Source organism: Actinotalea sp. JY-7876 (assembly GCF_014042015.1).
Taxonomy (GTDB): Bacteria; Actinomycetota; Actinomycetes; order Actinomycetales; family Cellulomonadaceae; genus Actinotalea.
Genome location: NZ_CP059493.1, coordinates 1,934,949 through 1,948,246 on the forward strand (window position 1 = coordinate 1,934,949; position 13,298 = coordinate 1,948,246).

10 protein-coding genes are annotated in these 13,298 nt (G+C 74.1%); 5 read left to right on the forward strand and 5 right to left on the reverse strand.

Annotated features, from left to right (window positions below; translation table 11 throughout):
• Positions 1–49: 49 nt before the first annotated feature.
• Positions 50–1,378, reverse strand: a complete 1,329-nt coding sequence (locus H2O74_RS09060) for a hypothetical protein (protein WP_309232691.1) — start codon at positions 1,376–1,378, stop codon at positions 50–52.
• Entirely contained in the window at positions 1,375–2,811 is a 1,437-nt protein-coding gene (gndA, locus tag H2O74_RS09065; RefSeq protein WP_182111290.1) for an NADP-dependent phosphogluconate dehydrogenase, read from the reverse strand. Before gndA ends, H2O74_RS09060 begins: the two co-directional genes overlap by 4 nt.
• 124 nt (positions 2,812–2,935) lie before the next feature.
• Here gndA and H2O74_RS09070 point away from each other — a divergent pair, with 124 nt between their 5' ends.
• The 5 genes from H2O74_RS09070 to H2O74_RS09090 all read left to right on the forward strand — a co-directional run bounded on the left by H2O74_RS09070 (position 2,936) and on the right by H2O74_RS09090 (position 8,853).
• A complete protein-coding gene (locus tag H2O74_RS09070; protein ID WP_182111291.1) occupies positions 2,936–3,505 on the forward strand; it encodes a DUF3000 domain-containing protein in 570 nt (189 codons plus the stop codon).
• A gap of 260 nt (positions 3,506–3,765) precedes the next feature.
• Positions 3,766–4,140: a helix-turn-helix transcriptional regulator gene (locus tag H2O74_RS16920; RefSeq protein ID WP_182111292.1), complete on the forward strand. Its 375-nt coding sequence runs from the start codon at positions 3,766–3,768 to the stop codon at positions 4,138–4,140.
• A gap of 48 nt (positions 4,141–4,188) precedes the next feature.
• Positions 4,189–5,460, forward strand: coding sequence for an HRDC domain-containing protein (locus tag H2O74_RS09080; RefSeq protein WP_182111293.1), 1,272 nt, complete (start codon positions 4,189–4,191; stop codon positions 5,458–5,460).
• A gap of 49 nt (positions 5,461–5,509) precedes the next feature.
• Positions 5,510–6,730 (forward strand): thiolase family protein, encoded by a 1,221-nt coding sequence (locus H2O74_RS09085; RefSeq protein WP_182111294.1) that lies wholly within the window; start codon positions 5,510–5,512, stop codon positions 6,728–6,730.
• Positions 6,727–8,853, forward strand: a complete 2,127-nt coding sequence (locus H2O74_RS09090; protein WP_182111295.1) for a 3-hydroxyacyl-CoA dehydrogenase NAD-binding domain-containing protein — start codon at positions 6,727–6,729, stop codon at positions 8,851–8,853. Before H2O74_RS09085 ends, H2O74_RS09090 begins: the two co-directional genes overlap by 4 nt.
• Positions 8,854–8,952: 99 nt before the next feature.
• On the opposite strand, the gene pflA is transcribed toward H2O74_RS09090, so the two are convergent.
• The 3 genes from pflA to pflB form a co-directional block, all read right to left on the reverse strand.
• Positions 8,953–9,828 carry a pyruvate formate-lyase-activating protein gene (gene pflA / locus H2O74_RS09095; RefSeq protein WP_182111296.1) on the reverse strand — a complete coding sequence of 292 codons (876 nt, stop codon included), beginning with the start codon at positions 9,826–9,828 and terminating at the stop codon, positions 8,953–8,955.
• A 68-nt stretch (positions 9,829–9,896) separates the two neighbouring features.
• Positions 9,897–10,778, reverse strand: coding sequence for an alpha/beta fold hydrolase (locus H2O74_RS09100; RefSeq protein ID WP_182111297.1), 882 nt, complete (start codon positions 10,776–10,778; stop codon positions 9,897–9,899).
• A gap of 147 nt (positions 10,779–10,925) precedes the next feature.
• Complete coding sequence (pflB, locus tag H2O74_RS09105) at positions 10,926–13,205, reverse strand: formate C-acetyltransferase (protein ID WP_182111298.1); 2,280 nt, start codon at positions 13,203–13,205, stop codon at positions 10,926–10,928.
• Positions 13,206–13,298: the final 93 nt, after the last annotated feature.

The window sequence follows — 13,298 nt, forward strand, 5'->3', positions numbered from 1 at the left end:
GGGTTGCGGCGCGCGTGGCAGCAGCAGCGGGCGACGTCCCGCCGCGCCGCTACAGGCCGGTCCCGGTGACCTCCGGGTAGTACCGGCGGAACTTGCGCACCTGGTTGACCGCCGCCGCCGCCACGTACAGGCGCCGACGCAGGCGCGTCTCGGCGCGGTAGCGCAGCGGGTGCGCCGTCGCGCGGCGTCGGATGAGGTCCTGGACCTTCGCGCGCAGCGCGGGGTCCAGGACGTACCGCAGCAGGAGGCGGTGCGGGACGATCGAGTAGAGCACCTCGCGCTCGACCGACACCGGCGCCACGGCCTCGCCGTCGACCCGGTCCGCCACGAGGAAGCGCGCCGGGTTGGCACCTGCCGCGAGGACGTAGTGGTTGTTGCGCCCGATGCGCGGGTTCACCTCGAAGAACTGGGCGGACCCGTCACGCGGGTCCACCTTGACGTCGAAGTTGGCGAAGCCCACGTAGCCGGTGCTCACGAGCAGCCGCTGCGCCTGCTCGAGCATGTCGTCGAACCGCCCGGTGATCATCGCGGCCGGGTTCCCGAGCCCGCTGGGCGTGTGCTCCTCGAGGAGCACGTGCGCGCAGCAGGACATCGTCACGACCCCGCGCGTGTCGACGTAGCAGGTGATCGAGCGCATCTGCGTGTCGTCGCCCGGGACCATCTCCTGCACGACGAAGCGGCCCCGGAAGCCGGCGTCGCGCAGCGTCACCCACAGCGCCGCCAGCTCGGGCGCCGAATCGACCTGGTAGACCTTCTTCTTGCCCGCGAAGCTCAGCCGCTCGTAGTCCGCGCTGTTGGCCGCCTTGGCGATGACCGGGAAGGGCAGGTCCACCCCGACGGGCGCCCAGCCCGCGTCGTCGGCCGTCGTGAAGTCCTGCACCACCGTGCGCGGGGTCGCGATGCCGAGCTCGGTGCACAGCTCCGCGAAGCTGGCCTTGTCCGCGAGCCGGCCGAGCAGCTCCTCGCCCAGGAACGGCACGGTGTACCACTGCTCGAGCTCGGCGCGGTGCGTCACCAGGAACCGCACCAGCCAGTCCGTGTTGGCGAGCAGCAGCAGCTGGGGCGCGTCCGGGTCCCCCGCGAAGCGCGCGGCGACGTCCCGCAGCGCGGCCAGGAGGTCCTCGGGCGTCGCGTCCCCGCCCAGCACGACGTTCTCGAGGATCGTCGAGTCGGCGACGGGGCCGGTCACCGTCATGCTGACGACGACCGACCGCGCGCCGTACCCCTCGTGGAAGGCGCGCGCGAGCGCGTACACGCCGATGTCGGCGCCGAGGATGACGGGCTGGAACGCCCGCCCCCCGGCCGAGCGACCCTCCGCGCGCGTGATCAGCGGCGGCGCGGGCGCGAGCCCTCCCGCCGTGCCGGAGCCCTGGGTCACGCGGGGCTCTCGGACCGGTCGAGCGTCCACTCGGTGTGGAAGGTCCCCTCGCGGTCGGTCCGGCGGTAGGTGTGGGCCCCGAAGAAGTCGCGCTGCGCCTGGATGAGGTTGGCCGGCAGCCGCTCGGCACGCACCCCGTCGTAGTACGCGAGCGAGGAGGAGAACGCGGGCGTCGGGACGCCGTTGAGCGCCGCCGCCGCGACGATCCGGCGCCACGCGGCGACGCCGTTGCCCACGGCGGACGAGAAGTAGTCGTCAGCGAGCAGCAGCGGCAGGTCCGGCCGGCGCTCGTAGGCCTCGGTGATCCGGTTGAGGAAGCGCGCCCGGATGATGCAGCCGCCCCGCCAGATCCGCGCCATGGCGCCGCGGTCGATGTCCCAGCCGTACTCGGCCGACGCGGCCGCGATCTGGTCGAAGCCCTGCGAGTACGCGACGACCTTGGAGGCGTAGAGCGCCAGCCGCACGTCCTCGACGAACGCCTCCCGGTCGGCGATGTCCCACGCCTGCGCGTCGGCGAGCAGGACCCCCCGCGCGGCGGTGCGCTGCGGCACGGAGCCCGACAGGGCGCGCGCGAACGTCGCCTCGGCGATGCCCGTGATCGGGACCCCGAGGTCGAGCGCGTTCTGGACCGTCCAGCGGCCCGTGCCCTTCTGCTCCGCCTGGTCGAGGATGACGTCGACGAACGGCAGGCCCGTCGCCGCGTCGGTGTGCGCGAGCACCTCGGCCGTGATCTCGATGAGGAACGACTCGAGGTCGCCGGTGTTCCACTCGGCGAAGATCTCGCCGATCTCCGGGGCGGACGCACCCAGCCCGTGCTTGAGGAGGTCGTACGCCTCGGCGATGAGCTGCATGTCCGCGTACTCGATGCCGTTGTGGACCATCTTGACGAAGTGGCCCGCGCCGTCCGAGCCCACGTACGTGCAGCACGGCACGCCGTCGACCTTGGCCGAGATGTCCTCGAGGATCGGGCCGAGCCACTCGTACGACTCGCGCGAGCCGCCCGGCATGATGCTGGGGCCGAGGAGCGCGCCCTCCTCACCGCCCGAGACGCCCGTGCCGACGAAGTGCAGGCCGTGCGCCTTGAGCTCGGCCTCGCGGCGGCGCGTGTCGGGGAAGTGCGCGTTGCCCGCGTCGATGACGATGTCGCCCTCCTCCAGGAGGGGCACCAGCTCGGCGATGACCGCGTCCGTCGGGCCGCCCGCCTTGACCATGATGACGACCTTGCGCGGGCGCTCGAGCGAGGCGACGAAGTCGGCCATCGTCTGCGACGGGACGAAGTCGCCCTCGTCGCCGTGGTCCGCGATGAGCGACTCGGTCTTCGCGTAGGACCGGTTGTGCACGGCGACCGTGTACCCGTGACGGGCGAAGTTCCTCGCGAGGTTGCGACCCATGACGGCCAACCCGGTGACACCGATCTGCGCGCGTGCAGTCATGCTCGAGGACTTCCCTTCGGGAGGTGACGGTTCGGGCCAGCCTACCGAGGCACGCAGGTGACGCTCCGGGGTGTCCGCGCGGCGGTCCCCGCCGGTGTCGGACCTCGCACGTACTCTGCGAGACGTGATCACCGCCGGCGCCGGAGTGCCACAGGAGTTCGTGCGCGCGTTGCACGCCCTGCGGGACGAGCGGCTGCGTCCCGAGGTCCGTCTCACCGAGATCCCGGCTCCCGCGCGCATCGCCCCGTACGCCGTCGCCCTCACGGCCGACGTCGCCGGCTCCGGCACCGGGCCCGACGACGACGCAGCGTCCGGCCGCTTCGTCCTCCTCCACGACCCGGCTGGCCAGGAGGCGTGGGACGGCACCTTCCGTGCGGTGACGCTCGTGCGGGCGACGCTCGACCCCGAGACCGGCTCGGACCCGCTGCTGTGCGAGGCGGCCTGGTCGTGGGTCACCGAGGCGCTCGCGGACGTGCCGCACCACGCCCTGGGCGGGACGGTCACCCGCGTGGCCTCCGAGACGTTCGGGACCCTCGCCGAGCGCGAGTCCGAGTCCGAGGTCGAGATCCGCGCCTCCTGGTCCCCCGAGGGCGAGGCGGGCGCGCACCTGGGCGCCTGGGCCACGCTCCTGTGCCAGGCGGCCGGTCTGCCGCCCCTGCCGGACGGCGTCTCCACGCTGGGCCGGCGCCGCTGAAGGCGGTCGGGAATCGGGGCTCAAGCCCTCGGGACAACCTGCCGATAGCAGGAGCACAGATCGTCCCGCCTGGCAGTGTGGAGCTTCCCGTGACCGTCGAGCACGTCCGGACAACACCGGCGAACCGCGCCCCTGCCCGTCGACCGGTCACCGGGGCGGCACGGGCAGCGGGCCCCACGTACCCGCCCTCCCCGCGGGTCGCGCCGGGCACCGGGCCGCTGTGCCTCGTGGTGCCGGAGATCGCCGACGGCGATGGTCACATGCTCGTGCGCTCCCTGCGTCGACGGGAGTCGACCCGCGCCGTGCTCCTCACCCGCAAGTCCGGACGGCGCGAGCTCGTCGTCCTGCTCGGGGGCGGCGTCCGCGGCGCGGTGACGGCCGAGAGCCCCGGGGCCGTGCGCATCGCGGCCAAGCCGCCCGTCGCGCCGCCCGCACCGGGCCCCGAGCTCACCGCGCGCGAGCTGGGGGTCCTCGGCCTCGTGGCGCAGGGCCGCTCGAACCGCCAGATCGGCGAGCACCTCGACCTGTCGGCGCTCACGGTCAAGAGCCACCTGGCGCGCATCTCGCGCAAGGTCGGCACGGGCGACCGCGCCGAGATGGTCGCGTACGCGATCCGCAACGAGCTCCTGGCCTGAGCGCGCGCCTGGCGCGCCGGGCGGCGCCCAGCACGTAGGTTGGACGTCATGCCGCACGTCCCCTCCGTCGAGTCTGCCGCCAGCGATCCGGAGGAGGCTCCGGACGTCCCGCACGCCCCGGAGGTGACCCCGCTGCGGGAGCCGGCGGACGGCGTCCCGGACGTCGTGGAGACCCCGGGCGCGCTCGCCGAGGCCGCCGCCGCGCTCGCCGCGGGCACCGGCCCGGTGGCGGTCGACGCGGAGCGCGCGTCGGGCTACCGCTACGGGCAGCGGACCTACCTCGTGCAGCTGCGCCGGGACGGCGCCGGCACCGTCCTCATCGACCCGATCGCCCTGCCCGACCTGTCGAGCATCGGCCAGGCGCTGCAGGGCGTGGAGTGGGTCCTGCACGCGGCGTCGCAGGACCTGCCGGGCCTCGCGGAGCAGCAGCTGCGGCCCGACGCCGTCTTCGACACCGAGCTCGCGGCCCGCCTGCTGGGCATGCCGCGCGTCGGACTGGCGGCCGTGGTCGCCGACGTCCTGGGCCTGGGCCTGGCCAAGGAGCACTCCGCGGTCGACTGGTCGACCCGCCCGCTGCCGCGCGACTGGCTGCTGTACGCCGCGCTCGACGTCGAGGTGCTCACGGACCTGCGGCGCGAGCTGGGCGCGCGCCTGGAGGCTGCGGGCAAGGCCGAGTGGGCGCGCCAGGAGTTCGAGGCCGTCCGCACCGCGCCCCCCGCGCCGCCGCGGGTCGACCCGTGGCGCCGGACGTCGGGGCTCCAGACCGTGCGCGACCGACGCCGCCTGGCCGTCGTGCGGGCGCTCTGGGAGGCGCGCGAGGCCGACGCGCGCCGCCGGGACGTCTCACCGGGCCGCGTGCTGCCGGACGCCGCGATCGTCGCGGCCGCGACGGCGCTGCCGCGGTCCGTCGCCGACCTCGTGGCCCTGCGCCCGTTCTCGGGCAAGGGCACGCGCCGCCGTGCCGAGCAGTGGTTCGCCGCGATCGAGCAGGCGCTCGCCCTGCCGGAGTCCGAGCTGCCGCCGCTGCGCGGTCCGCGCACGGACGCTCCCCCGCCGCCCCGGTCGTGGCCGGACCGCGACCCCGCCGCCGCCGCCCGCCTGGCCGCAGCGCGGGGCGTCGTCACCGCGCTCGGCGAGGAGTACCAGGTGCCGGTCGAGAACCTGCTCCAGCCGGACCTGCTGCGGCGGCTGTGCTGGACCCCGCCCGCCGAGCTCGACGCGGACACGGTGGCGCGCTTCCTGCGCGACGGCGGGGCGCGGCCCTGGCAGGTCGAGCTGGTGACGCCGCCGCTCGTCGCGGCCTTTGTTACTCTCCGGTAACTACCCTGCTGGACCCGACCGGACGACGTCGTCCGAGCCTGGAGGCACGATGCCCGCGCGTCCCCCACGCCCCGTCCGCGAGGTCGTCTTCGTCGACGGCGTCCGCACCCCCTTCGGGCGGGCCAAGCCCGACGGGCTCTACGCCCACACCCGCGCCGACGACCTCGCGGTCAAGGCCGTCCGCGAGCTGCTGCGGCGCAACCCCGGGCTGCCGCCCGAGCGCATCGACGAGGTCGCGATCGCCGCGACGACCCAGACGGGCGACCAGGGCCTGACCCTCGGCCGCACGGTGGCGATGCTCGCCGGCCTGCCGCGCGAGGTGCCCGGCTTCGCCGTCGAGCGCATGTGCGCCGGGGCCATGACGGCGGTCACCGCGACCGCCTCGGCGATCGGCGTCGGCGCGCAGGACGTCGTGCTCGCGGGCGGCGTGGAGCACATGGGCCACCACCCGATGGGCGGCGACGCGGACCCGAACCCCCGGTTCGTCGCCGAGCGCCTCGTCAGCGCCGACGCCCTGGTCATGGGCCGCACGGCCGAGAACCTGCACGACCACTACCCCGCCCTGACGCGCGAGCGTGCCGACGCCTACGGCGTCCGCAGCCAGGAGCGCTACGCCGCGGCGCTCGCCGCCGGGCGGATCACGCCCGACCTCGTGCCGATCGCCGTGCGCGACCCCGCGCGCGGCTGGGGCCTGGCGACCGCCGACGAGCCGCCGCGCCCCGGCACTACGCTCGAGACGGTCGCGAGCCTGCCGACGCCCTTCCGCGCGGGCGGACGCGTCACCGCCGCGACGAGCGCACCGCTCACCGACGGCGCGACGATGTGCCTGCTCGCGGCCGAGGAGGTCGCCCACGAGCTCGGGCTCGGCGGCAGCATGCGGCTCGTCTCGTTCGCCTACGCGGGCGTCGACCCCGCGGTCATGGGCCTCGGCCCGGTCCCGTCCACGCAGCGCGCGCTCGACCGCGCGGGTCTGACGATGGACGACATCGGCCTCATCGAGATCAACGAGGCGTTCGCCGTGCAGGTGCTCTCCTTCCTCGACGCGTTCGGGATCGACGACGAGGACCCGCGCGTCAACCCGTGGGGCGGCGCCATCGCCGTCGGGCACCCGCTCGCGTCGTCGGGCGTGCGCCTCATGACGCAGCTCGCGCGCCAGCTCGCCGAGCGTCCGGACGTCCGGTACGGGATGACGACGATGTGCGTCGGGCTGGGCCAGGGCGGCACCGTCATCTGGGAGAACACGGCCGCGACGTCGGAGGAGCAGGCATGAGCGAGACGACGACCACCACGCCCGCCGCGCCGCAGGAGCGTGTGACGCACGCGCTGGTGCGCGACGTCGCGCTGCCCGACGGCGGCCTCCTCGCGCTGGTCACCCTCGACAACGGCTTCGACCACACCAAGCCCACCACGCTGGGCCCCGGTGGTCTGACCGAGCTGCGCGAGGCCCTGCTGGCCCAGCGGTCCCGGGCGCAGGCGGGCGAGATCCGCGCCGTCGCGGTCACCGGCAAGCCGTACTACCTCGCCGCCGGGGCGGACCTGCGCGGCGTCGCGGGGATCACCGACGACGCGCAGGCGCGCGCCATCGCCGAGCTGGGGCACGCCACCTACCGCCTGCTCGGCGAGATGGGCGTGCCCACGTTCGCCTTCGTCAACGGCGCGGCGCTCGGCGGCGGACTCGAGGTCGCGCTCGCGTGCACCTACCGCACCGTGGCGGCCGACGTGGCGGCGCTCGCGCTGCCCGAGGCGTTCCTCGGTCTCGTGCCCGGGTGGGGCGGCTGCTGGGAGGTGCCGCGGCTCCTGGGGATCCGCGGTGCCGTGGACCTGGTGCTGACGCGTCCGCTCGCGAACAACCGCATGACCAAGGCGGCCGAGGCGCTCGAGACGGGGCTCGTCGACGTCGTGCTGCACCCCGCCGACTTCCTCGAGGAGTCGGTGCGGTGGGCGGCCGACGTGCTCGCCGGGCGCGTGGTGGTCGAGCGGCGGCCGCTCGACGGCCAGGCGGAGTGGGACGCCGTCGTCGGCGCCGCGCGGGCGCAGCTCGACCGCCGGCTGCACGGCGCCAAGGCCGCGCCCTACCGCGCGCTGGACCTGCTCGCGGCCGCCCGCACGGCGGACCGCGACACCGCGTACGCGGCCGAGGACGCGGCACTCACCGAGCTGATCATGAGCGACCAGCTGCGGGCGGGGCTCTACGCGTTCGACCTCACGACCCGCAAGGCCCGGCGCCCGGCGGGGGCGCCGGCGGCCGAGCTCGCGCGCCCGGTGCGCAGCGTCGGCATCGTCGGCGCCGGGCTCATGGCCGGGCAGCTCGCGGTGCTCGTCGCCCGGCGCCTGCGCGTGCCGGTGCACATGCGGGAGATCGACGACGAGCGGGTGGCCGCCGGCCTGGCCCACGTCCGGCGCCAGGTCGAGCAGCTCGTGCGCAAGGGGCGCATCGACGAGGCGGAGGCCAACCGGATCCTGGCGTCGGTGCAGGTCAGCACCGACCTGGGAACCCTCGCGGGCGCCGACCTCGTGGTCGAGGCGGTCACGGAGGTGCTCTCCCTCAAGCAGCGCGTGTTCGCCGAGCTCGAGGACGTCATCGCCCCCGACGCGGTGCTCGCCACCAACACCTCGGCGCTGTCCGTCACGCAGATGGGCGCGCACCTGCGCCACCCGGAGCGCGTCGTCGGCCTGCACTTCTTCAACCCGGTCGCGCAGATGCCGCTGGTCGAGGTGGTGCGCACGCAGGCGTCGTCGGACGCCGCGGTCGCGACGGCCTTCGCCGTCGCCCAGCAGCTCGGCAAGACGGCGGTCGGCGTGGCCGACCGGCCGGGCTTCGTCGTCAACCGCCTCCTGCTGCGGATGCTCGCCGAGGTGGCCGGTGCGGTCGAGCGCGGCACGCCCGTGACGGTCGCCGACTCGGCGCTGCGCCCGCTGGGGCTGCCCATGGGCCCGTTCGCGCTGATCCAGCTCGTCGGGCTCCCGGTGGCGCTGCACGTGCTGCGCTCGCTGCACGAGGACCTGGGCGAGCGCTACCCGCTCTCCCCCGGGCTCGAGCGGCTCGCCGCCGAGGGGCGTCGCGTCGTGCCCGAGCCGGACGGGTCCGGCGCCGAGGCCGACGTGGACCCCGCGATCCAGGACGCCTTCGGCGAGCCCGGCGGCGCGGGTGCGCTGGACGAGCAGGGCGTGCTCGACGCCGTGCTCGCCGGCCTCGCCCAGGAGATCGGGCTCATGCTCGAGGAGGGCGTGGTCGACGGACCCGAGCAGATCGACCTGTGCATGGTGCTCGGCGCCGGCTGGCCGCTGCACCTGGGCGGCATCTGCCCGTACCTGGACCGCAGCGGGTGGTCCGAGCGCGTGCTGGGCCGACGCCTCCTGGCGCCCGGGACCGCTGACGTCGCCCGGGCCTGAGGCGCCGCGCGGCCGGACCCGCACGACGGGGGTTCGGCCGTGCGGAGGTCGGGCCGTGCGGTCAGGCCGTGCGGAGGTCGGGCCGCGCCCCGGCGGACCTCAGAAGGTCGTCAGGCCGCGGGCGCGGAACTGGCCGCGCACGCGCTCGACGAGGGCGGCGTCGGGCGCCGGCACCCCGTCCAGCTCGTAGCGCAGGCCGAGCTGATCCCACTTGTCCCGCCCCATCTGGTGGAACGGGAGCACCTCGACGCGGGACACGCTCGACAGGCTCGCGACGTACTCGGCGACCGCCTCCACGTTCGCCTCGTCGTCGGTCACGCCGGGGACGAGCACGAAGCGGATCCAGATCTCGGTGCCCCGGGCGGCGAGCCGCCGGCCGAAGTCCAGCGTGGGCTGCAGGTCGCGGCCCGTCACGCGCTTGTAGGTCTCGGGGTCCCCCGACTTCACGTCGAGCAGGACGAGGTCGATGTCGTCGAGCATGGCGTCGGTGCAGTGGGCCCCGAGGTAGCCGGACGTGTCGATCGCCGTGTGCAGGCCCATCTCCTTGGCGCCCCGCAGCATCCGCGCCACGAACGCCGGCTGCATGAGCGGCTCGCCGCCCGAGAGCGTCAGGCCGCCGCCGGTGACCTTGAGCACCGGCACGTAGCGCCGCACGCGGGCCAGCAGCTCGTCGGCCGTGACGGGCTCGCCGCGCCGCATCTCCATCGTGTCGGGGTTGTGGCAGTAGAGGCAGCGCAGGGGGCACCCGGACAGGAACGCCGTCATCCGCGTCCCCGGGCCGTCCACGGCGGTGACGAGCTCCCAGGAGTGCAGCGAGCCGATCTCTCCGGCGCGCATCTGCGCGAACCGGGCCGAGCGGTCCAGGTCGGCCAGCTCCAGGCCCGCCGTGCCGGCCGTCGCGCGCTCGTGCGAGCCGGCCACGACGGGCTCGGTGAGCTCGATCACGGGTGCGCCCTCGACGGTTGCTGTGCTCATGCCTCCATCATGGTCGATCACGGCCCCATAGTCATGGGACGAATGTCCTCGCGCTCCCCACGGCCGCCTCAGACGCCGGCGTCCAGGACCTCGCGCAGCCGCGCGGCGAACGCCTCGGGCTGACCCGGCATGCCGAACTCGTCACCGAGGAAGCCGCCGTGGTTGCTCGGGAAGACCGCGAGCTCACGGCCGAGCGAGGCGGCGAGCGCCTGCGAGGTGCGCCACGTCATCGTGTCGGCGCTCTCGATCCCCGCGGCCACGACGAGCCGCACCGGCGCCGCCGCGAGCGCCGCGACGTCCGGCCGGTAGGCCACCACCGGGTCGGACGCGCCCGACAGCAGGGGGTCGACGCGCGTCCCGTCGTCCTCGCCCGGCATCCCGAACGCGGCCGGGTCGGGGAGCTCGGCGAGGACCGCGGGGGTGAGCTCGCCGGGCCAGGACGTCATGGCAACGAACGCGGCCATGCCCCAGCCCCAGCCCCGCGCGTCGTAGGTGTCCCGGACGCGCCGCCAGAGGTCGGCGGCGTGGTCCGCGTCCGGCAAGACGGCGATCAGGGGCGGCTCGTGGGCGACGACCTGCCGGACGTCCTGCGGGTGGGCGGTGATGAGTGCGAGTGACGTGGTCGCGCCGCCGCTGGAGCCGAACAGGTCGACGGGCCCCGCGCCGAGCGCGGCGACCAGCCGGTGCAGGTCGTCGGCCTGCTGCTCCGGACGCTGCTCGACGCTGCCGTCGCTGCGCACGCTGCGGCCCAGTCCCCTGGGGTCGTACGTGATGACGGTCCGGTCCGGGAAGTACGACGCCAGCGTCCCGAAGCCGCTCGCGTCCATCGGCTGGCCGACGAGCAGCAGCGGCGGGACGCCGTCGGCGGTCGGGAGCGGGCCCCGCACGTCGTACGTCAGGGTCGCGCCCGGCACCTCGAGGGTGTGGGTGCTCGTCGTCGTGGAGGTCATCGCGGGACTCCTGTCGCTCGGCGCCGGACGCTCGTGCGCCCGCCGAGTGTGCCGACTCCCCGCGTCGCGCGAACTCATCGCGGCGTGACGCGCCGACGGGGCGCGGCGCCGTAGCGCCACGCCCCGTCGGGGTCGGTCAGCCGTGCGTCAGAGCGCGCCGTGGAACGTCCGCGACAGCACGTCGAGCTGCTGCTCGCGCGTGAGCCGGACGAAGTTCACGGCGTACCCGGAGACCCGGATGGTCAGCTGCGGGTAGTTCTCCGGGTGCTCCATCGCGTCCTCGAGCGTCTCGCGGTTGAGCACGTTGATGTTCATGTGGAAGCCGTGGGAGACGTCGTACGCGTCGAGCAGACCGACGAGGTTCGTCACCTGCTCGTCACGGTTGCGACCGAGGCCCGAGGGCACGACCGTCGAGGTCAGGGAGATGCCGTCCTGGGCCTCGGAGTACGGCAGCTTCGCGACCGACAGCGCGCTGGCGAGCATGCCGTGCGAGTCGCGCCCGTTCATGGGGTTGGCGCCCGGGGCGAACGGCTCGCCGGCGCGGCGCCCGTCCGGCGTGTTGCCGGTGTGCTTGCCGTAGACGACGTTGGACGTGATGGTCAGGACCGACTGCGTGTGCTTCGCGTTGCGGTACGTCGGCTGGCGCCGCACCTTCTCCATGAAGTCGCGGACGAGCTCGACCGCGATGTCGTCGGCGCGGTCGTCGTCGTTGCCGTAGGTCGGGAACTCGCCCTCGACCTCGTAGTCCACGACGAGCCCGGTCTCGTCCCGGACGGGACGCACCGTGGCGTACTTGATCGCCGACAGCGAGTCGGTCGCGACCGAGAGGCCGGCGATGCCGCACGCGAGCGTCCGCAGGACGGCCCGGTCGTGCAGGGCCATCTCGATGCGCTCGTACGCGTACTTGTCGTGGGACCAGTGGATGCAGTTCAGGGCGTCCACGTAGGTCTGGGCGAGCCAGTCGAGCAGCTTGTCATAGGCCGCCCGCACCTCGTCGTAGTCCAGCACGTCACCGGTGATCGGCGCGGCCAGCGGGGCGATCTGCTTGCCCGACACCTCGTCGCGGCCGCCGTTGATCGCGTACAGCAGGCCCTTGGCGAGGTTGACCCGCGCCCCGAAGAACTGCATCTGCTTGCCGACGGTCATCGCCGAGACGCAGCACGCGATGGCCGCGTCGTCGCCGCACTGCGAGCGGATGAGGTCGTCCGACTCGTACTGGATCGCGGACGTGTCGATGGAGACCTGGGCGCAGAACCGCTTGAAGCCCTCGGGGAGCTTGTGGCTCCAGAACACCGTGAGGTTCGGCTCCGGGGCCGGGCCCAGGTTGTACAGGGTCTGCAGGTAGCGGAAGGACGTGCGCGTCACGAGCGGCCGGCCGTCCTCGCCGAGGCCGCCGATCGACTCGGTGACCCACGTCGGGTCGCCCGAGAAGAGGGCGTCGTACTCGGGCGTGCGCAGGAAGCGGACGATGCGGAGCTTGATGACGAGGTCGTCGATGAGCTCCTGCGCCTGCTCCTCGGTGAGGCGCCCCGCGGCGAGGTCCCGCTCGAGGTAGATGTCGAGGAACGTCGACGTGCGGCCCAGCGACATGGCCGCGCCGTTCTGCTCCTTGACCGCGCCGAGGTAGGCGAAGTAGAGCCACTGGACGGCCTCGCGTGCCGTCCTCGCCGGCCGGGAGATGTCGTAGCCGTAGCTCGCGGCCATCTGCTTGAGCTCGCCGAGGGCGCGGATCTGCTCCGCGTTCTCCTCGCGCTCGCGGATGACGTCCTCGGTCGAACGCTCCATGTCGAGCTCGGCCCGCTCGAGCTTCTTCGCCTCGATCAGGGCGTCGACGCCGTAGAGCGGGACGCGACGGTAGTCGCCGATGATCCGGCCGCGGCCGTAGGCGTCCGGCAGGCCGGTGACGAGGTGCGAGCTGCGCGCGGCACGCACGTCGGGCGGGTAGACGTCGAAGACGCCGGCGTTGTGGGTCTTGCGGTACTCGGTGAAGATCTTCGCCGTCTCGGGGTCGGGCTCGTACCCGTAGGTCTTGAGGGCGTTCTCCACCATGCGCCAGCCGCCGTACGGCATGATCGCGCGCTTGAGCGGCGCGTCCGTCTGCAGGCCGACGATGAGCTCGTTGTCCTTGTCGATGTACCCGGGCGCGTGGGCGGTGATCGACGAGGGCGTCTTCGCGTCGACGTCGTAGACGCCGCGCTCGCGCTCGGCGGGGAACATCTCGCACAGCCGCTTCCAGATGCCCGTGGTGCGCTCGGTCGGCCCGGCGAGGAACGACGCGTCGCCCGAGTACGGGGTGTAGTTGCGCTGGATGAAGTCCCGGACGTCGACCTGGTCCTGCCACGGACCCACGACGAAACCTTGCCACGCACGCTGCGGGGCGTCGGGCTCGGGCTGGACGACCGTTGTGGTGTCTGCGGTGATGGCCATGCGCGCTGCGCTCCTCCGTGGTCGGTCTCTGACATCGTCGACGCTACGCGTCAATTCATGGGACGACCTGGGACCTTCGACTCCTCGTGCCGG

Coding starts and splice junctions, on each gene's coding strand:
- gndA (WP_182111290.1), bottom strand. CDS start 2,811: ATGACTGCACGCGCGCAGATCGGTGTCACCGGGTTGGCCGTCATGGGT.
- H2O74_RS16920 (WP_182111292.1), top strand. CDS start 3,766: ATGCTCGTGCGCTCCCTGCGTCGACGGGAGTCGACCCGCGCCGTGCTC.
- H2O74_RS09080 (WP_182111293.1), top strand. CDS start 4,189: ATGCCGCACGTCCCCTCCGTCGAGTCTGCCGCCAGCGATCCGGAGGAG.
- H2O74_RS09085 (WP_182111294.1), top strand. CDS start 5,510: ATGCCCGCGCGTCCCCCACGCCCCGTCCGCGAGGTCGTCTTCGTCGAC.
- H2O74_RS09090 (WP_182111295.1), top strand. CDS start 6,727: ATGAGCGAGACGACGACCACCACGCCCGCCGCGCCGCAGGAGCGTGTG.
- pflA (WP_182111296.1), bottom strand. CDS start 9,828: ATGAGCACAGCAACCGTCGAGGGCGCACCCGTGATCGAGCTCACCGAG.
- H2O74_RS09100 (WP_182111297.1), bottom strand. CDS start 10,778: ATGACCTCCACGACGACGAGCACCCACACCCTCGAGGTGCCGGGCGCG.
- pflB (WP_182111298.1), bottom strand. CDS start 13,205: ATGGCCATCACCGCAGACACCACAACGGTCGTCCAGCCCGAGCCCGAC.